The sequence below is a fragment of the Bacteroidota bacterium genome (assembly GCA_018692315.1).
Taxonomy (GTDB): Bacteria; Bacteroidota; Bacteroidia; order Bacteroidales; family JABHKC01; genus JABHKC01.
Map to the genome: position 1 here is coordinate 1 of JABHKC010000090.1, position 21,486 is coordinate 21,486.

Genomic DNA, 21,486 nt, shown 5'->3' on the forward strand with positions numbered 1-21,486 from the left:
GAAGTCCGGCAGGTGGTTTCTGGACAGGCTTTGGCATCGATTCTTTATCAGGAAATTTTTTGCCGGATTCAACCGGAACTTTTGAAATTATTTACACTTATACAGATTTGCTATCCTGCACAAATCAAGACACTATCAATCTGAATGTAGTTGAGCCGGCAATTGCTGAGGCTGGTGCTGACACTGCAATATGTTTGGACAGCGAGCCTTTGCAATTGTTTGGAAATGCAGACTCAATTTCATATTGGACTGGTCAGGGAATAATAGATTCTTTAAATGGAAATTGGTATTTTCTCCCGCCGGATACCGGAATTTTTACTTTATTTTTCCATTATGGTGTAGGAAATTGTTACAATTACGATAGCATATTTGTAACAGTTTATCCCTTACCCGAAATAATCATAGACTCAAGTTTTAATATTTGTATTTACGAAAATGATACAAACTTGTCGGAAAATCCTATTGGCGGTTTTTGGAGTGGAGTTGGTTTGACAGATTCATTGGAAGGCATTTTTGATCCAGCAATTGTTGGCGTTGGAGAATATACTTTGGAGTACTACTACTTCGATACAACAACAAAATGTGATAATACAGATAGTTTAATAATTTCAGTGAAACCAAAACCAACAAGCTTATTTTCAATTGATTCAATTATTTGTATAAATGTACTTGAATCTGCCTATAACTTGTCTGAAGGTGCATCAGAATTTGAGTGGTGGATTGATGATTCACTCGCAAGTTCTAATTTTGAACCGGATATTATAATAAGTGATACCGGATATTTTGACATTCAACTTTTTGCAACATCGCAATTTGGCTGTGAAGATACATCTCTACAAGAAATTTACGTGATAGAGCCACCTTTTGCAGATTTTGAATTATCGCCGGCTTTTGGTTGCGATTCATTTATGGTTGGTTTTACAAATAATTCAATTGGTTATAATTGCACATATTTCTGGGATTTTGGTAACGATAGTTTGAGCAATGCAGAATACATTCATCCCGACATTCCTTATGTTTTAGATGGCATTGTTGACAGTATTTTTATTGTAGAATTAGAAGTAAAAAACCAATGCGGTATTTCAACTCATTTCGATAGTGTTCATGTATATTCTGTTCCAAACGTAAATTTTTCAATTATCGACAACAGTGGATGTAAACCCTACACATTAGATCTTTCAAATGTTATAATAGATATTCCTTTAGGTTGGGAATGGAATTTTGGGGATAATACCGCTTCAACCAATTATGTAACCGAACATGTTTATCTTGATTCAGGAAATTACCAATTAGAACTTTTTGCATATGGACCTGTACAATGCATAAATAATGGATTTATAACTTATATAACAAACGTAATAGTTTATGAAAATCCTACAGTTTCAGCAATTCCAAAAATATCAGAAATATGCGAAAATGATTCCACTATAATATTACTTACCGGAGCCGAAAAATATATCTTTGAGTCTATTAACTTCATTGACAGTACATTAAACTCTCAAATTTCGCTATCGCCCAGCGATACAAGCTACTATCTTATTACAGGAATTGATGCCAACAATTGCATAGATACGACCAGTATAGCTGTATTTGTAGAGCCACTTCCAATAGTTAAATTAGGAAATGATACATGCTTAGAAGAAGGTGAAAATATCGTTTTAGGTATAAATGCCGATTATTATACGTATTTATGGTCAACCGGCGACACAAGCCAATATATTTCTGCGTCTGCCGCTATTTCAGAATATTGTTTAGAAGTAATTCCAAAAAATTGCTTTTCAGAAGAAACTTGTATTTTGATTGATTTTTGTCCACTCATAAATATACCCAATGCATTTTCTCCAAACGGAGATGGGAATAACGATGTTTTGAATGTTTTGGGGCATGGCATAGAAAAAATCGATTTCAAAATATACAATAGATGGGGAATGTTAGTTTTTCACTCAAACGACATAAATCTGGGCTGGGATGGCAGCTATCAAGGTAAAAATCAAGAAACGGAAGTTTATGTCTATATTCTTGTAGTGAAACTTAAAAACTCAAGCGAATTAGTAAAAAAACATGGGAATGTTACTCTACTTAGATAAAACAATAAAATATATATTGTCTGTGATACTATGTTTCTTAATATTAGATTCAGTACAATCTCAGGATATACATTTTAGTAATATTACCAATTCTCCATTATTTTACAATGTGGCATTTTCAGGATATTCAAATTACAATAGATTAGGTATATTGCATAGAAATCAGTGGCGATACCCAACTAACAGCGAACCATATAATACTAATAGTTTGTGGGGCGATTTAAAAATTCCCAATTGTCAGAACTATAATTCAAAACTTATAGATCAGGACTGGATTGGCATTGGCGGGCAAATAATACACGATGCAGCTGGTGATGCAAACCTGACAACACTTTCAGAAAATTTGAGCTTCGCCTATCATTTTGGCTTAAAAAATGGAGTTTTAAGTTTTGGAGCAGGAACTGGTTTAAATCAAAAACGCATTGATAAAAACTCATTGTACTTTGAAAATCAATGGACTGGATATGGTTTTAATCAAGATATCCCAAATTATGAAAATAGCTCTCTTGGCGAATTCATTTTTCCGAGTTATTTCGATTTGAAATTTGGTACAATTCTCACCATACAACCCGCAAAAAAGGAATATAGATTTAATATAGGTTTTGCAGTAAATAATATCATTTTTCAAAAAAACTCATTTTATGAAAGTGGGAATAATGTATTATTTCCTCGTAAAAATATTCATGCAAGCTATTTTGGAAAATTCAAATCTATTTATTTTGAGCCATTTTTAATACATTCAAATCAGAATACTTCGTATCAAACTATTTTCGGTCTGAAATTGCATCAAATATTCCATAAAAATCTAAGTCTCACCTTTTTAAGTAGGATTGGTGGTTTTAGCGAATTTGATAATGTACAAAGAGATTTTTTGTTTGATATCAGCTTAAAGCAAAAAATTGATAATAAAAACGAAAAGAAAAATATAACTATTGAATACAGTTTTTGCACCGACATCAATACAATAAATAATATTTATCAAACAAAACCAAGCAAAACAATAATTTCACCGGAATTATGTATCAAAGCCTATTTCAACAAATGTAGCACAAACCATATAGATAAAGCCCCGGGAAGAATTGAAAGTGGCAGAAATAGAAATAACATTAAGGAACGTACACCAATAAAACCCAATGAAGTTTTCAGAGACATTTGCGAAAGATTGAAAAGAAAAGAAAAGTACAGATTAAAAGGAAAACGTTCATTTACAATTGAAGGAGGCTTTGGTTATTCGTTGAGTAGTAGCAATTTTGCTACACCAAATTTTGCAGAAAACACAGGAATTGCATATTCACTTAATATGACATATTTAAGTCATTTCTACGAATTTTTAGCTTTAGGATTCGAAATAAATCCAAGCAAATATGAAAACACAGTATTTGTTCCGCTTAACTTAAAAGCACATTTAAATATTTCTTTCAGGTTATTTTCAATCTATTCAAGCACATCGGTAGGTTATTCGCTTGAGTTTCATTCTTCTTTCCCGGGAATTATGTTTAACGAAATGGGCGGAATATTTGCACGAGAAGGAATTGGGCTAATGAAATTTATTCCAAATAGAAATATGGCTTTTAGTATTGAAGCAGGCTATCAGTTTCAACAATACTTAATCGAATATTTTGAAACAAACAACCTTTCTAATGGCTCAAGCGGAAAAATAATAGGAGAAATCCCTATGCCCTACTTAAAAGTTGGCATCTCTTTTTATTTTAGAAAAAGGCATTAAAATTTACTTATAAAGTGATAAATCCTCACCCTTTTTTGATGAGGATTTAAGCAAGTCAATTTAATTCTTACGCTCAACAAAATCCATAAAAGCTTTCTCGCCTTCAGTTTTCCAAAACTCATCGTAATGCTCCCATTTGTCATAGTTTTTGCTTTTTGCTGGCTCACATTTATTATTATGAAATCTGCTCATAAATGTATCGTGATGCGAACCCTTGTGAGGATGTTTAAATCCTCCAAAAATTAACCGAGCCAGAACAACTATTGCAACAGCTTGCCAAAATGTAATTTCAATAAAACCAAACAAATCGGGCAACAACCAATTCCATAGCAACATGACTCCATAACCTATTGCCAGAGCAAAGGCACTTGCTCCTACTATTCCAAGTAAAACTAAACCAGTAGTTTTAATTACTTTCTTAAATGTAATATTACATCGCTTTTTACTTTCTAAATTTTCCATTTCAAATTAATTATTTAATAAATATTTTAACAAATTTCATTTTTTTATGAGAACCATCACCTACTTGCTAAGCTCAAGATTTAAAATTTCAGGCTTCGTTCTCCATTTTCATAATTTTTTGCAATTTCCCCAAAGCCCTGTGCTTTCGCGAAAGCAAAGTGCCGATTGGTACTTCCCACATTATCGATAATTCCTCGAATGATTTTCCTTCAAACTCCACTTCATAGATAATTGTCTTTTCTTCCGGTTTCAATTTGTCGATAGCAATAATCAATTTTTTCTGTAAATCCGGATTTTGGCTTATTGGTTCGTCCTCGTCAGAACTATCAACAAGCTTTCTCAACAAAGAATTCTCATCTCTTTCGTCGATAAAATTTTCGATTGAAGTATTTACATTTGGTTTTCGCTGATAATCGATAATTTTATTTCTAATTGCCCTATAAAAATAAGCTGCAAGATTTTCAATTGGTGCATTAATGTCGAGTTTAGAATAAATATTTATAGCAACATCCTGAACAATATCTTCGGCATCAGCACTAAAGTAATTATTGCTAAATCTACTATTCACATAATTAATAAGCTTATAGTATTCACTGTTAAGGAAATTCCTAAAACTATTTTTTATGTCGTTTTTAGCACTCATATATTATAGGACGCAGAAAAAAAATATTATTGCATTTTAGTAATTTGAAATTTGGATTACATATTTTAAATAAATTCGCAAATTTGAGTAAATGAAAAATGTAAACAAATAATTTAGGTAACAATGGAAAATGATTATATTTTTGTAATTTAAATTAAATATATATGACAGAGCTAATATCCATAAAAGAAGCAAGCTTATGGGCAAGTAAACATCTAAATAAAAATGTTACAACTTCGAATATTTCATATTTAATACAATACGGCAAAGTAAAAAAATATGCAGACAATAGAACAACTACTGTTAATAAATATGATTTATTAAATTATTACAAAAGTTTTAATGGCCAAAGAGAAACCGACTGGCGAGAAAAACTTGGTGATGATTTAAACTGGGCTTTGTCTTTCGATAATTTAAAAGAAAAGGACACGACAAAACATATTCATAGATTACATCCATATAAAGGGAAATTTATACCTCAACTTGTTGAATATTTTATTGACAATCATACTGATAATTTCAAAAAAGAAATATATTTTAATAAAGGAGATATTATTCTTGACCCATTTTCTGGAAGTGGAACCACAATGGTGCAAGCCTGTGAGTTAGGTATGCACGCAATAGGTATTGATATTTCAGCATTCAATTCACTCATTGCAAATGTTAAAGTTAGTGAAGTTGATTATAAAGATTTGAATAATGAAATAGAACAAATAACTGAGGCTTTAAAAGGCTTTATTTCTCAAAATAATAATGCACAATTTGAAAATGAATTACTCGAAGAATTAAATATCTTCAATAAAACTTATTTTCCTTCACCTGAATTTAAAATAAAAGTTAATAAGAAAGAAATAATAGAAAGAGATTATGCACAAAAAAAAGAAAGTGAATTTTCACTAACTTTCAACAAACTTCAAGAAAAATATAATCTGAATTTAAAACAAAACCGGACTAGTAATTTTCTTGAAAAATGGTATCTCAAACCCGTAAAAGAGGAAATAGATTTTACATTTAATGAACTCAAAAAGGTTAAAAATCATACTACAAAAAAGATAATAACAATAATATTGAGTAGAACAATTAGGTCTTGCAGAGCAACAACCCACGCCGATTTAGCGACACTCAAAGAACCTGTAACAAAAACATATTATTGTAGAAAACACGGGAAAATATGTAAACCCTTGTTTTCAATACTTTCTTGGTGGGAAAGATATAGTAAGGATACTGTGAAGCGACTTTATGAATTTGAAAACTTGCGAACAAATACAAATCAAGTCTGCTTGCAAGGTGATGCAAGAAATATTGATATTTTTTCAGAACTTAAAACTAAAAATTCTGAATTTGCTCAATTGGTAAATAATCAAAAAATAAAAGGTATTTTTTCAAGTCCACCCTACGTTGGTTTGATTGACTATCACGAACAACACGCCTACGCCTACGATTTGTTTGGTTTCAAAAGAAATGATGAATTAGAAATCGGACCTCTATATAAAGGTCAAGGACAAGAAGCAAGAAATTCGTACATTGAAGGAATTGCACAAGTATTAAATAATTCAAAAAAATATTTACAAGATAATTACGATATTTTTCTTGTAGCAAATGACAAATATAATATGTATTCAATTATTGCAGAAAAATCTGGAATGAAAATAGTAAACCAATATAAAAGACCCGTTTTAAATAGAACAGAAAAAAATAAATCAGCATATGCTGAAATAATATTTCATTTAAAAGCAAAATAGTTATGGAGGAAAAATCATTATTTCAAATTTCAGTCGAAGATGCTCAATCTTCTGCAAAATACAGAATCGGAAGAAAACTTTCAGATGAAGAATTAAATGATCTTCAAAAATATCTTCAATATGCTTTTGAAGATTGGGGTTTTATTTTAAAAGATGCTATTTTAAAAACAACAGGTGCAAAAGAAATAGCTACAAATTAATATTATGCCATTATCAATAGAACAAATAAAATCAGTTGAAGACACCATCAGAAATAGTCTGAGAAACAGATTCAACACCTATAATCCTGAACCAGCAGTAATGCCATTTCATACAAGATTGTTAGGTAAAGATAGACTTGCACTATATTCTTTTATTCATTCGTTGAATACAAATTTTGGAACTACAATATTTGAACCTGTTGCAGCTTCTTTGGCTTCAAGCAGATTTAAAGTTGTAAAACTTCAAATGAAATCTGGATCTCAAATAAGTGAAAAAGCGCAATATGAAATTCAGAAAATTATGGATGAATTAACCGCAGCTAATCAAAAACCCGATAAGAATAAGGAAATAGAAATTATCCGTAAAGTATGTCAAAAAGGCGAAATGCGAACCGTAAAACCTACAAGAGTTGATATTTATCTTGAAAGTGAAGATGATGAAATATACTTGTTCGATATTAAAACAGCAAAACCAAACAAAGGTGGATTTAAAGAATTTAAAAGAACTCTTTTAGAGTGGACTGCAACTGTTTTATCAGAAAATGCAAATGCAAAAATAAATACGCTAATAGCTATTCCATATAATCCATATGAACCAAAACCTTATAGTCGTTGGACAATGGCTGGCATGCTAGATTTGGAGGAAGAACTTAAAGTTGCTGAAGAATTTTGGGACTTCCTTGGAGGTAAAGGGGCATACGTTGATTTACTTGGTTGTTTTGAACGAGTTGGAGTAGAAATGAGACAAGAAATTGATACCTATTTTGCTCGATTTAATAGATAAGTTATCAAATTTAATCACAATATTTTTATTGTCAATAAAACTATTAAATTAACCAATAACCGAAAAAAATCTATTTTTGCAAAAAAAATTAGCTAATGGCATTAATAAGAGCGGTTCGGGGTTTTACACCTAAGTTTGGAAAAAATTGTTTTTTTGCTGAAAATGCAACAATTATTGGCGATGTAGAAATGGGGGATGATTGCTCTGTTTGGTACGGTGCAGTTTTGCGTGGAGACGTAAATTCTATTCGTATTGGAAATAAAGTTAATATACAAGATGGCACGGTTTTGCATACTCTATATCAAAAATCAACTGTTAATATTGGCAACAATGTATCTGTAGGCCATAATGTTACAATTCACGGAGCTACCGTCAAAGACAATGTTCTAATAGGAATTGGCGTAACAATTTTAGATCATGCAATTATTGGAGAAAACTCTATTATTGCAGCAAATTCACTAGTATTATCAAATACCATTGTTGAGCCCGGTAGCATTTATGCCGGTGTTCCTGCAAAAAGAATAAAATCAGTCGATCCGGGGCAAACAAAAGAAATGATTGAAAAAATTGCAAACAATTATCTTTTTTACGCTGACTGGTATAAAGAGTGATTGATTTCTTATTTATTATTTATTGGTATTAAAATACTATAAAACCTTGATTCTTAATAGCTAAACTTTTAAAATCGAATTTCAAGTTTAAGCATCATAGAAAAATTAAAAAACTATCGAAAGCACAAAATCACATATAGCAGTTTTTTCAGCAAACCTCATTTACGGCGTCAATTACACAATTGCAAAGGGCATAATGCCAGACTATATCCAACCATTCGGGCTAACTATGCTAAGGGTTTTTGGAGCAATTTTTCTGTTTTGGACTTTAAGTTTTTTTTATAAAAATGAGAAAATTGAGAAGAAAGATTTTTTTCGTTTAGCACTTTGCGGACTTTTTGGTGTGGCAATAAATCAACTAATGTTTCTGAAAGGATTAGATTATACAAATCCTATAGACGCATCAATTATAATGACTGTAAATCCAATATTAGTGTTGATTATTGCAAGTTTTCTGATTAATGAAAAAATTACATTCCTCAAAATCTTAGGAATTATTGTTGGTGCTGCCGGTGCATTAACTCTAATTTTATTCAGCGGCAAAGCAAGTTTTAGCTCTAATACATTTTTGGGCAATTTGATGATGTTGGTAAATGCTTCATCTTATGCAGTTTATCTTGTCATTGCAAAACCTTTGATGCTGAAATATAAACCGATTACTGTGATTAAATGGGTTTTTCTATTTGGTTCGTTTGTGATTATTCCGGTTGGATTTAAAGAATTTGGAGAAATAGTTTGGACAGAAATCCCTATAAATATTTATTTATCAATTTTATACCTAATAGTTTTTACTACTTTTTTCGCTTACTTGTTAAATATTTATGGTCTGAAGATTTTAAATTCCTCAACTGTAAGCATTTACATTTATTCACAGCCAATTTTAGCTGCAATTGTTGCAATTATTTTAGGCAAAGACTCTCTTGATTTTATAAAGATTTTGTCAACCATTTTAGTTTTTATAGGGGTTTTTCTCGTGAGTAAGCAACAGAAATGAAAGCTGATTGTAAAACGACTAAGGCATTGCTAAAAAGATTTCTGTCGAAAAATTAAAGGGACTGAAGTTTCTTTTGGGCTTCCTATTTTGATTAATTCCCAGGCATTGTCATAATCGTCAATTTTATTTTTAACAATTGAAAATCTATCTTGCCTTAGTGATGCAGATTCCAACCAATTCACCGGTTCAATACGGTATTTCATGACAGAACTTCCCGAAACTTTCACATCTATCTCAATATATTCTTGCTTTTCAAAATCAGGAATTAAAATTGTTATCTCTTTCATTTTGGCTATTGGTTTTGAACAACATTTTCATGAATTATTTTCCCATCGAAAAGTCTTATAATTCTCTGACAATAGTCGGCATCGCGCTGCGAGTGAGTTACAATTATTATTGTAGAACCGTTTTTATTCAAATCTGACAAAATATTCATAAGCTCCTCACCATGCGATGAATCTAAATTTCCGGTTGGCTCATCGGCTAAAATCAATTTTGGCTGAGTAACAATTGCTCTTGCCACAGCTACACGCTGTTGTTGTCCGCCTGAGAGCTGAATTGGGAAATGATTTCTTCTGTGAATTATTTTCATCTTTTCGAGAATTTCCATCACTTTCTTTTTGCGAACCGAAGATTTTTGTTTTAGATAAATCAATGGTAGCTCAACATTTTCAAAAACTGTTAGTTCGTCAATTAAATTGAAATTTTGAAAAACAAACCCAATATTCTCTTTTCTTAAAAGAGCTTGCCTTTTTTCCGATAATGTAGAAACTTCTTGTCTTAAAAATGAATAATTGCCTGAATCCGGATTGTCTAACAATCCTATTATGTTCAATAATGTTGATTTTCCACAGCCAGATGGTCCCATAATTGCCAAAAACTCACTTTCATCTACTTTAAATGAAACTTTATTTAATGCAATAGTTTCAATCTCATATGTACTGAAGACCTTGCTTATATTTTCTAACTTTATCATATTGTTTGAAACAAGAAATTCTAAAAACTAATTTTATAAAATGCAAATAAATAAATTATTCCTAAATAAATTGTAATTGATGATATTAGTAAAATAATATTCAGTGTTGAAATTCTATTTTTCTTTATTGCCCTTAATTCCATAATTCAAATTTTCTTGCAAAATTACATTTTCTATACCAATTGATATAATTACTTATAGTATTGACGTTTAGCTCGAATTATTATGAGAATAAATTCTGTTTTTGTTCGGAAACGAATTTAGGAATGTTCGATTTTGAACAGCTAAAACTATTTTTTTATTGTCCCGCAGATTTCGCAGATTATCGCAGATATGATAAAAAATCTGTGAATCTATGGAATAAAAGAATAGTTCAAATATATTGAAAATGAATCCATTCGTAAAATCATTGATTTTTTCTCGCAGATATCGTGAATTATCGCTAATGTGATTTATTAATCTGTGAATCTTTGGCAAATTTCGTTTTTACAATTTTCGGAAAATACTCTCATAAGAGAAACTCAATTTCGCCATAATTAAACTCAGAAATACCATCATTATTTTGCAAGAGAAGCTGTCCCAACTTATTCACTCTAACTATTTTAGCCTCAATGATTCCCGAATCAGATTTATATTTTCGAACTTGATTTTTCAAATACAAATATTTAAAATAATCATCGTCTAATTTTGAAAACTCTTTGCACTTAAGTTGAAAATATCTATACGAAAGGGATTCTAATAGTTTCTCAATTTCTATATTAATATCAAATTCTTTATCGGTCAAAATATTTAAGGAAGTAGGATTTGGAGCATTGCTATGGAATTTATGCTGATTTAAATTTAACCCGACTCCAATAATAGAATGACTCAAATAATCTGTTTGTATTGAATTTTCGATTAAAATGCCGGCAATTTTTTTGTCCTCAACATAAATGTCGTTTGTCCATTTAATTTTTATATTTTTTACAATTTTTGATAGATAATCAACCAGCCCAAGCGAAACTGCTTTCAACAAATAAAACTGATTTTCAGCTTTGAGGAAATCGGGAAAAACAAGTAAACTAAAAATTATGTTTTTGCCATTTTCGCTTTCCCAATGATTCCTCCCCTGCCCTCTTCCAGCCGTCTGATAGTTTGAGACTATGACAAAATTTTCATTTCTATTTTCATTTTCTAATATTTCTTGGGCAGCTTTATTGGTAGAATCTACACTCGATAGGAAAATCAGATTTTTTGTAAAAATATCTTTCTTCATTTTTTAATTCAATTTTTAGAAAATTCTATAATGTGAATCCTATACTTTAGCATACAATTTTGCCATAGATTCACAAATTTATAAACAATCACATCCGCGAAATCTGTGGGATAACATTAATCTAATTTAAGAATGAATTCATATTCAATAAATAAAAACTATCCAATTTTGCCAGTAAATTCCAGATGAGCTAAAACCAATCGCAGTTCGCTATAAGTTATATCATCTCCAAGTGCAGATTTTGCATCATTTAATGACTGGTTTTCGTGATTATTAAAATGATCGGATATAAGTTTAGTTTTTTCGCTACTCATCAATTTTTCAATAGGGATTTCGCCACTGGCAACAAAAGTTGCTAAATGACCTTCAATTGTAGATTCTACATATCCTCTTACTTTTGCAATTTCTTGGATAGTTTTGCCGGCATTCCACAAATCAAAACTAATTTGTCTGGTAGGAGTCTTCACTTTTTTTGGCTTTTCAGTTTCTGTCTCCTCTGCAAAATCCATTTCAATATTTTTCTCTTTGCAATATGCAATAGTCAATTCAAGAAGTTCTTTACCGAACATTTCAAACTTTTTCTTCCCGAATCCATTTATTGCTTTCAAAGATTTTGCGGTAACCGGCAATTGTTCACTCAATTCTCTCATAGTTTTTAAGTGCAAAACCATAAAGTATTCGCACTCAAGTTCTTCTACTTTTGCATTTCTCCATGCTACGAGTTCCTTATAAAACTCCGGATTCACAATATCTTCGCTGATTTTTTTGTTTGCTTTTTTATTTTTAGATTTTTGCACCTTTTCATCGAGCTTTGCTTTGGCTCTAACTTCCAAAAAATCTTTAACAATAAATCCATTTTTGCAATTTTGAAAGCAAGCCAATTTCAAGTTTGCCTCATCTGACACTTTATTTATAGCATCGTTTAGTAATTTCCTAACTGCTTTATTATCTGTTTCGATAGAAAAATCACCAAGACTTTCTGTTACATTTTGTGAAATTTTTTCTGAGAAATAAGTTGAGGCTTTTTTTATCCTTGCTTGCAAAACTTCATCATTTTCGGAATTGGCTGATTGAAAAAACAAATTATCTAATTGTTTGCCGAATTTCAAAGACACATCTAATACATCTCTTTCAAAATTTTTACTCACTTCGAGAAATACATCTAAAGGCTTGTCCTGCAAACTATTAGAATGCTCCCTTAAAAGCTTAATAGAATAAAGTATTAAAATCCGTAAGTTTTCAAAATTGAAAAGATCTGTTATCAAATGCTTCTCAAAATCCTTTTTTGAGCTTTCAAGTTTTGATTTGTCCGGCTGGTTTTCTTCAATATTTTTGGTGTAATTTTCTACAATATGGTTGTGCTTTACACTTTGTTTTTGAAATGGCGTGCTCAAAACCAAGCCATCAAACGATTTTAGCCGACTAAGTGCAACATAAACCTGTCCGTGTGTAAAAGCATCCTCAGCATCAATAATTGCTTTTTCGAATGTCAAGCCCTGACTTTTATGAATTGTAATTGCCCAAGCCAATTTAAGAGGATATTGTGTGAAAGTTCCGTCAATAGTCTCCGAAATTTCTTTAGTTTGCTCGTCTATTGAATATTTCATTTTTTGCCATTCAACCGGCACAACGTTTATTTCTTCATTGTCTCCTTTGCATTTTACTTTTACAAAATCTTCGTCAATCTCGACAATGGTTCCGATTTTTCCATTATAAAATTGCTTTTCTGCCTCGGGATCATTTTTTACGAACATAACCTGTGCTCCTGTTTTTAGAAGCAATTCAAATTCTGTAGGATATACATATTCAGGAAAATTGCCGCTAACTTCTGCATCGAAATTATGAGATTCTTCATTCAACAATTCCAACTTCAAATCATTTATTTCTTTAGCTTTTGCATTATGAGTTGTAAGTGTAATGTATCCATCATTATCGTTCCTAAAATCAGGAGAATATTTTGAGTTGAGAATATCAATAACTTCCTCGTCAATTTTGTTATTTCTAACTTTATTTAGCAATTTTATAAAATGCTCGTCTTTTTGGCGATAGACATGTTTTAATTCAATACTGATATATTCTGTACATTTCAAAGCATGGCTACTAAAAAAAAAAGGTGTGTCGTAATATTTTCTGAGCAAGCCCCATTCTTCTTCTTTAGCAACGGGAGTAAGTTGCTGAAGGTCGCCAATCATAAGCAATTGTACGCCACCAAATGGCAAATTTCTGTTTTTAAATCTTCGAAGAGTACTATCAATACCATCCAACAAATCGGCTCTCACCATACTTATTTCATCGATGATAAGCAAGTCCATGCTTTTAATGATTTTTATTTTTTCTTTGCTGAATCGGTTAAAACTTGCCTGTCCACCACTATTTCCATCGGGAATTTGCGGACCAAACGAAAGTTGAAAAAATGAATGGATAGTTACTCCGGCTGCATTGATGGCTGCCACTCCGGTTGGTGCAACCACAATCATCCATTTCGAGGAATGTTTTTTTAGATTATGTAAAAAGGTAGTTTTTCCGGTTCCGGCTTTTCCCGTCAGGAAAATATTTTTTCCGGTAAATTGCACAAAATCGTATGCAAGTTGTAATTGAGGATTATTTTGAATATCCATAATCTTGGTATAAAATTGATAAAATTATGAAAAAAGCCAAAAACTGCAAAAGTAAATTCTCTTATATAGGTTTTACAAAATAGCTTCAATCTTTATAAATTATTTGAAAATATATTCAACCGTAGAGTTAGCAAAAATTTTCATCGTATCAAAAATTTTCAAGTTAGGGTGTTTTGGAATCAATAATTGAAGATCGGTGCAAGCAAGTACAACACAATCAACATCTTTCTTTTCAAATTGGTCAATTATATTAATAAGCTCTTCCCTATCACTATTCTTTTGTCGTCCGGTAACGAGATTCAAAATAAATTTCCACATTTTTGCCTGCTGAAAATCATCTGGTAATTCATAAGTTATGCCTACTTTTTCAAATGCATTCTCATACAATTTATTCTGAATCGTAGCTGATGTTGAAATTATCCCAACCTTTTTATAATCATTTTTCCTGAGAAATTTTACTGTTTCCTCAACTATACTTAGAACTGGGATATTTACAGCATTCCGGATTTCATCAATAAACATATGAAGAGAATTGCAAGGCATGACAATAAAATCTGAGCCTGCCCTTTCTACTCTTTTTGCTTCTTCAACTAAATAAGGTAAATATCTTTCGGTACCTTTGTTACTCATTATTAGGTCTTCTTCAATCTCATAGGGCAAAGGTACACTTGCAATAATAATTCCAGGTCTTTCTTTCTTACTTTTTTGATAACTCGAAAAAATAATGTCTAAATAAAATTCCGATGTTGTTTCCGGTCCAAGACCTCCAATTATTCCTAATGTCTTCATATGCATTCAGTTAAAATATTTATGTATTGAGCAATAATAAGTATTATGATTGATGAATAATAAATTATATCAATATTTTCAAAATTGCTTTTCATACAGAATTTGAAAATCTTAAGCCATTTATATAAAACAGGCTTTTTATTAGCCAAGTTCTCCTAATTTCTATTATGTCCAAATCCATAAAGCTCATTTGTTTCCCTTTAATTACTAACAAAAGTAATTTTTAAATCTGAAAAATACACAAAGAAATTTTAATTGTATATTCCCCGATAAACGAACTTATAAACTTAGCTTATCGGGCTTTCAATTTATTCCACCCTGTGCTCCTACATGACGGGCATTCAGCCCTTTTTGGAAAAGCTCTGAAAGAGCGAAATGTATTAGCTCAGGCTGGAGCACAGCGTAAGCCTGTGAAAATAAGTCAATAACGAACAAAAACCTGAAAAGGTGACACAAATTTACATTTATTAAATTCAAGTTTATCTTTTACATGTCGGGCTTTCAGTCCTTTTTTTCGCATCTTGTCAATATCATAGGGCTTCACCCTATGTTGTTACATGTAAACCTTTCAGGTTTTATTTGCATAATCAAAAAAATCAGCCTCTTCGCGGCATAAATAGTAACCCATAGAAAAGTTCAGGGTAAAAATAGCCAAATAGCCTAGTCCTTCAAACACCTAACAGAGAATCCGTATGACTTGTTGTAGTTGTCCCGGCGCACTTCTGAATTGTTATAGTACACTTCCCGGAAGCATGCCGAATTATTGCTTTCAGTAGAACTCCACCAGTAGCCAATGATGCCCAAACTGTAGAACGAAGCACTATTGTTGGGGTAACGATTAGATCCGGGCAAGGCGGTAAACCCACTTATACCAAATTGTGCATTAGTTTCCAAGCTGCCACTATTCCATAGCGAAGAATCTCCAGCAAGTTGACTGCCCTGATCTGTACCACGAAATCCGCTTTGGTCTGCTTCGCTTTGGCTCATGCCAAGCTGCATTTCAAGTTGTTTCCATTCATTATCACTTGGTAAGTGCCAACCTGTTGGACAAGCTCCTTGGACTCCGCTTGGGTTAGTGTTGCTGCTTACTGCATTGTCGCCCATAGCGGCTGCCCATGTATATAATGCACCATATACATTTGCATTCGAAGATAAATTATCACAATAGCAATAAGCATCATCAGTATTGTTATCAGCCAAAGCAGCCCAAGCACTACCACTTGTTACATTCGGCATGGAAGTGCCGCTTGCATAGTGGGTGGCTTTAAGGTTTTCTGCCATCCAACATTGTGTGCCAATTAAAACTGTATTGTAGGTGTTGCCGTCGTAATCGCTAAGTGTAGGTGTTCCAGGGCATGGTTGGCCTGTACCTGTACTACTCGTTGTAAATATTACTTCTGCACCATAGGCTGTGCCAACACTATTTATTGCGTAAGCTCTTACATAGTAAGTAGTGTTGGCGGTTAAACCTGGTAGGCTACTTGTAAAAGCACCTGTGCCTGTGCCATCGTTTGTATAACTGTCAGCTGTGTTTGGGCTGCCTGCAGTATTCCAACAAACTCCTCGTGCAATTAGAGTTGCTCCTCCATCATCTATAACTTCACCACCTCCAATGGCAGAAGTATCACTTATTCCGTAAATAGAATCAGTTGTAATAGTTGGAACAGTGGCTTGAATTGGAACAACAACACGGAAACCTATGAAGTTGAAGCTAAAGTAAGGGTAATTAGAAATACGTATAGACAAATGGCAGTTGATGGAAAAGGCATCCCAGCTCCCGCCACGATAAACACGCCAAGAACCTGTATTAGCACCGGTAGGATTATTAGTGGATGAAGGGTAGGTGTATTGCCACCAATCGCTACACCATTCATATACATTACAACTCATATCGTATAAGCCTATTTCGTTGGGCAATTTTGTTCCAATAGGATGAGCTTGAAGATTACTGTTTGAATCGTACCAGGCATAATTTGTAAGTTCGCTTTCTATATTTGTTCCAGACCAGGTATCACTATACGTTCCAGCAGCTTGTGCCACTGCTGCACCTCGTGCTGCTACTTCCCACTCAGCTTCCGTGGGCAATCTTCCATCAGCCCAATTGGCATAGGCAGTTGCTCCATACCAGGTTACCATTATTACAGGACAATCTGCTGTACTTGCATAATTGCTAGCACTAAAATAAAAATTGCTGCCATTATGGTCTATGGCACAATGAGAATCAGATATATCAATATACTCAACATTGCCAAAAACTGAATCAATGAAGCTGCCATTTGCATTACAGTTTATGCTGTTTAAGAATATTATAAACTCAGTGTGTGTTACTTCATATTTGCTTATGTTATAAGAGTTTAATGTCACATTTACTCCATTTATTGGATAAACTCCTGCAGGTATATTTACAAAATTGGGTGGAATATTTGGATTCCCCAAATAAATCAAAGTATCGGCAATATTCATTTTTATTTGATAGCCTTGCCCGGGTTGAATATCTCCTATCAGATTGAAACCATATTGTGGCCAATAAATACTTCCAAAATTGTCTTTTACTAATTCGATATTTGGAGTAATGGAATAGAGCATAGAATCCATTGGTGCTGCAAATTTTCGCAAATATCCAATCATATTCCAACCTTCGAGTAATTGGATAGGATTAAGTTCTGGAATAATTTCACTTCCAATGATTTGTAGCGAATCATTTTGACTCATTTTTAAATGATAGCCCTGTCCAATTGCCATACTACCAATTTGATTGATATTGTATTGTGGCCAAAAAATACTTCCAAAATTGTCTTTCAATATCATAAGATTGTTTTCTACAGGAAGAAAAGCCGAATCGAAAAGTGGAGCGTATGGGTCAATATATGTTGAAACCATATTCCAGCCCGCATTTAATATTAGGATTTGATAATTTACTGAATCAACAATTTCGATATTTGCAGTAGTAGAACATAAATTTCCATCGGAAACTGTAACATAGAAAATTCCTGCCGATAAACCAAAAATATCTTCAGAGCTTTCGCCATTGCTCCATAAATACGAATATGGAGAAGTGCCACCTGTAACAGTTAAATTAATAAACCCATCCGCAGCATTTTCAACCGAAACATCTGTTTTTGACAAGGATAAAACTATTTCGCTTGCAGGTTGAACAATTTCAAACGAATCTACCAGAACTTGATTTATGGCATCAGAGATTGTTAAGAAATAATTTCCAGCAGGAATATTTGCAATATTTTGTGTGGTTACGCTATTAGACCACAAAAATGTAAATGGTGCAAGTCCACCAATTATTGAAATATTAATTGCTCCTGAAGAATCGTTAAAACAGCTAATATGACTTATTGAATCTAAAATTTGCATTGGAGTAATTGCTGAAAGTGAAGCCAAACCACTTATTCCATTAACGAAGAAGTTGCCCTGTTGAGGCATTCCCGAAATATAAGTAGCTTGTGCATCAAATTCCTGATAGTCAGAAGCCCTCCATATTTTCCAATTAAATTCTTCGTTTAAAGCAAAACCATTGTTTTGCCCACTTTCTGTTCCATAGGCAAGCATCGAAATTTGGTTTCCTGTCCATTCGGCATATCCGCCACAGGCAACACCTCCGGAATCTAAATCATAAAACACACCAATATAATCGCCTGCAGAAATTTGAACTCCATTGATTGTTGCAGGAATTGTTGGTTGCGAAAGTATTGTGTGAAAATTTGAAGTAGTATCTACTGCCCAATTTGGTTGAAGCAAAACTGTAATATAATTTAGCTTAACTAAAGTATCAGTAGAAAAATCATTTCCTACAATTAAACTTACAGTATAAACTCCGGGGTTTTGATAAATATGAATTGGATTTTGAATAGTGTCTGTTGAGCCGTCTCCGAAATTCCAGAGCCAGAAAATTGGATTTTCTGTTGAAGAATCAGTAAATTGAATTGATAAGCCTATTGAAATTATGGTGTCAGATAAGTAAAAGTTCGCTCCTACCAATGGAGCTTGTGAAAGTTTCAAAATAAATATAGCTTCATTACCATAACCTACTGAAGAAAGACTATAATTTCCACTTCCCGGGTCAAAATCAACAATATTAGTAAAGGTGCCAGTAGTGTAAACATTTTCAGTGGCATCAATTGCAATTGAATTGCCAATATCAGAAGCACTATTACCAATTGATTTTGCCCATACAAAATTTCCATTTCCTTCTAATTTAGTAATAAAAATATCCCAATGGTATCCATTTGCGGTAAGATTAAATACTCCAATCCCTGGATCAAAATCAACAGTGTTTTGAAAACAGCCTGTTGAAAAAACGTTTCCTGAGTCATCAATCGCTATTGAACAGCCATAATCAAACCCAATACCGCCCATTGACTTTGCACAGACAAAATTTCCGTTTACATCTAATTTTGAAATGAAAATATCTTCACTTCCAATTGAAAATAAGTTATATACTCCATTACCAGGATCAAAATCAACAGTGTTTTGAAAGTAGCCTGTTGAAAAAATATTTCCTGAGTCATCAATCGCCAGTGAATAGCTAACGTCATCCAAACTGCTGCCCATTGTTTTTGCCCAGACAAAATTTCCGTTTACATCTAATTTTAAAATATAAATATCATAATCTCCATTTGAAGTAAGATTATATACTCCACTTCCCGGGTTAAAATCAACTGTGTTTTCAAAACAACCAGTAGTGTAAACATTTCCTGAGTCATCAATTGCTATGGAAAAGCCACGGTCATCGTTAATGCTACCTATTGATTTTGCCCAGACAAAATTTCCGTTTACATCTAATTTAGAAATGAAAATATTATAACTACTACCAATTGAAGTAAGATTATGTACTCCACTTCCAGGATCAAAATCCACAGTGTAGCAAAACCAGCCTGTAGTGAAAACATTTCCTAAGTTATCAATTGCAATTGAATAGCCCCAGTCAGAGGCACTACTGCCCATTGATTTTGCCCACACAAAATTTCCGTTTCCATCTAATTTTAAAATGAAAATATCACGATGTCCATTTGAGCTAAGATTATAGACTACACTTCCCGGGTCAAAATCAGTTGTGTATTCAAAATCGCCGGTAATATACACATTTCCATATACATCAGTTGTTATTGAATTGCTATGATCGTTAGCAGTTCCGCCAAGTGATTTTGCCCAGACAAAATCTCCGTTTCCATCTAGTTTAGAAATAAAAACATCCCACATACCATTTGTGGTGAGATTATGTACACCACTGCTAGGATCAAAATCTGTTGGCCCTAAAAAACTGCCAGTAGTATATATATTCCCAGCATTATCTACTGTTATTGAGTTGCCTTCTTCATTATATGCTACTCCAAATCCAACAGCCCATTCAAACTGTGGTTCTTGTGCAAAAATGCAAGTGGTAATTAGTAAAAAGCATAAAAGAGTAAATAATTTTGTTTTCATAGCCTGTATTTTAGGTTAATATATCATTTCTTAATATTTGCTTTTAAATCTTTGCTAAATTAAGGATAAATAATCATATGTCAAACTATTTTTTTGGTTTTCTACAATTATTAGGTTTTGCTTTGCACTATTTCGTAAATATTTTCAATTATAATCTTCAATGGGGGTTAAAAATAAATCGAAATAAAATAAAAAGACCTGATAATCCAAATACTATTGAGACTTTCAGGTCTTTTTAATCATAAACCTCATTATTGCGAAGACAGGAATCTCGTCAAAAAGTTAGCTAATCTACATGAGATTCCTGCCTTCGCAGGAATGATTGTGCAGTAAGGCATCAAACTTTCATCTTTACAAACTTTAACCCAACTTGCATATGCAGACCACTGTTAATAAGTTTTATATTACAGTGTATCAAGATGTTGGCATTTTACGCAATTACACATATTTGATATATGACTTATTATCTGATAGTTACAATTTCAGTCACGTCGATTTACCCCCATAGATATTATAACTTATTAACAATATCAAAATATCAAGATAAAAAATACTAAATCTGCTAAATGCACGCATATCAACAATATATGATAGGTAGAAAACAAAAGTTGGCCCCCAATTGCAAAAAATAAATCTTTAATAGCCTGTTAATCAACCACTAACAGATGTTGATTTACAAGTTGGGTTAAAAATTTACATACGTTCAAATTAATATATGAACTAAAAAAAACTCCAAAGTAGCGAAATATAAAAGTATAGGGTAAAATTAAATTGGGTGTACTTTCTATACATCGGCTAAGCGAAGTTTGGAAACTTCGCTTTCTTATCACTACCATTTCAATTTCCCAATCAAAAACCAAAAAACTATTCCTACATTTGTTTTGTGAATACATAGATAAAACCGCTTCTTTGTCCATTATTTTTTTGCCTCGGTCCTGAAGGAAGAAAATATTGGACAAAAAAGCTAGATTGTAAGAAATATGGTTAAAATCGATAATATGTATTATGGCAGTAATTCTTTCACTTTTCAAAAAGCGGAAGAATTACGAAAACATATGACCAAAGCCGAGCTAATTTTATGGGAAGAACTCCGAAATAAAAAGTTATTGGGCTTGAAATTTCGAAGACAACATCCAATTAGTCGTTTTATTGCTGATTTTTAC

Annotated in this window: 16 protein-coding genes; 8 read left to right on the forward strand and 8 right to left on the reverse strand. The window is 32.5% G+C overall.

Translation table 11 applies throughout. The features are described from left to right. A partial coding sequence (locus HN894_07290; protein MBT7143128.1) for a T9SS type B sorting domain-containing protein occupies positions 1-2,087 on the forward strand: 2,087 nt, incomplete at its 5' end. After that, positions 2,068-3,813, forward strand: coding sequence for a PorP/SprF family type IX secretion system membrane protein (locus HN894_07295; GenBank protein MBT7143129.1), 1,746 nt, complete (start codon positions 2,068-2,070; stop codon positions 3,811-3,813). The genes HN894_07290 and HN894_07295, both read left to right, overlap by 20 nt. Positions 3,814-3,873: 60 nt before the next feature. Here the strand turns inward: HN894_07295 and HN894_07300 are convergent, their stop codons facing one another. Both HN894_07300 and HN894_07305 read right to left on the reverse strand, forming a co-directional pair. Further along, positions 3,874-4,275: a hypothetical protein gene (locus HN894_07300; GenBank protein MBT7143130.1), complete on the reverse strand. Its 402-nt coding sequence runs from the start codon at positions 4,273-4,275 to the stop codon at positions 3,874-3,876. A gap of 88 nt (positions 4,276-4,363) precedes the next feature. Next, positions 4,364-4,918: an RNA polymerase sigma factor gene (locus tag HN894_07305; GenBank protein ID MBT7143131.1), complete on the reverse strand. Its 555-nt coding sequence runs from the start codon at positions 4,916-4,918 to the stop codon at positions 4,364-4,366. 164 nt (positions 4,919-5,082) lie between these two features. On the opposite strand from HN894_07305, the gene HN894_07310 reads away from it, so the two are divergent. The 5 genes from HN894_07310 to HN894_07330 all read left to right on the forward strand — a co-directional run bounded on the left by HN894_07310 (position 5,083) and on the right by HN894_07330 (position 9,249). Next, entirely contained in the window at positions 5,083-6,660 is a 1,578-nt protein-coding gene (locus HN894_07310; GenBank protein ID MBT7143132.1) for a site-specific DNA-methyltransferase, read from the forward strand. A 2-nt stretch (positions 6,661-6,662) separates the two neighbouring features. Beyond that, positions 6,663-6,860, forward strand: a complete 198-nt coding sequence (locus HN894_07315; GenBank protein ID MBT7143133.1) for a hypothetical protein — start codon at positions 6,663-6,665, stop codon at positions 6,858-6,860. A gap of 4 nt (positions 6,861-6,864) precedes the next feature. Further along, positions 6,865-7,644 carry a TdeIII family type II restriction endonuclease gene (locus tag HN894_07320; protein ID MBT7143134.1) on the forward strand — a complete coding sequence of 260 codons (780 nt, stop codon included), beginning with the start codon at positions 6,865-6,867 and terminating at the stop codon, positions 7,642-7,644. A 95-nt stretch (positions 7,645-7,739) separates the two neighbouring features. Next, positions 7,740-8,255 (forward strand): gamma carbonic anhydrase family protein, encoded by a 516-nt coding sequence (locus tag HN894_07325; GenBank protein ID MBT7143135.1) that lies wholly within the window; start codon positions 7,740-7,742, stop codon positions 8,253-8,255. Between the two features lie 115 nt (positions 8,256-8,370). Next, positions 8,371-9,249 (forward strand): EamA family transporter, encoded by an 879-nt coding sequence (locus HN894_07330; GenBank protein ID MBT7143136.1) that lies wholly within the window; start codon positions 8,371-8,373, stop codon positions 9,247-9,249. A 29-nt stretch (positions 9,250-9,278) separates the two neighbouring features. Here HN894_07330 and HN894_07335 read toward each other — a convergent pair whose 3' ends face one another. The 6 genes from HN894_07335 to HN894_07360 all read right to left on the reverse strand — a co-directional run bounded on the left by HN894_07335 (position 9,279) and on the right by HN894_07360 (position 20,323). Next, the gene (locus tag HN894_07335) at positions 9,279-9,536 is read right to left on the reverse strand and encodes a hypothetical protein (protein MBT7143137.1); all 258 of its coding nucleotides are present in this window, start codon (positions 9,534-9,536) and stop codon (positions 9,279-9,281) included. Positions 9,537-9,541: 5 nt separating this feature from the next. Then, positions 9,542-10,225 carry an ABC transporter ATP-binding protein gene (locus HN894_07340; protein ID MBT7143138.1) on the reverse strand — a complete coding sequence of 228 codons (684 nt, stop codon included), beginning with the start codon at positions 10,223-10,225 and terminating at the stop codon, positions 9,542-9,544. Positions 10,226-10,733: 508 nt separating this feature from the next. Then, positions 10,734-11,480, reverse strand: coding sequence for a biotin--[acetyl-CoA-carboxylase] ligase (locus tag HN894_07345; GenBank protein ID MBT7143139.1), 747 nt, complete (start codon positions 11,478-11,480; stop codon positions 10,734-10,736). A 158-nt stretch (positions 11,481-11,638) separates the two neighbouring features. Then, entirely contained in the window at positions 11,639-14,098 is a 2,460-nt protein-coding gene (locus tag HN894_07350; protein MBT7143140.1) for an AAA family ATPase, read from the reverse strand. Positions 14,099-14,197: 99 nt separating this feature from the next. Beyond that, positions 14,198-14,887 (reverse strand): amino acid racemase, encoded by a 690-nt coding sequence (locus tag HN894_07355; GenBank protein MBT7143141.1) that lies wholly within the window; start codon positions 14,885-14,887, stop codon positions 14,198-14,200. Between the two features lie 660 nt (positions 14,888-15,547). Then, the gene (locus HN894_07360; GenBank protein ID MBT7143142.1) at positions 15,548-20,323 is read right to left on the reverse strand and encodes an SUMF1/EgtB/PvdO family nonheme iron enzyme; all 4,776 of its coding nucleotides are present in this window, start codon (positions 20,321-20,323) and stop codon (positions 15,548-15,550) included. Positions 20,324-21,303: 980 nt separating this feature from the next. Here HN894_07360 and HN894_07365 point away from each other — a divergent pair. Next, positions 21,304-21,486 (forward strand): DUF559 domain-containing protein (locus HN894_07365; GenBank protein MBT7143143.1); only part of this gene is annotated, 183 nt, incomplete at its 3' end.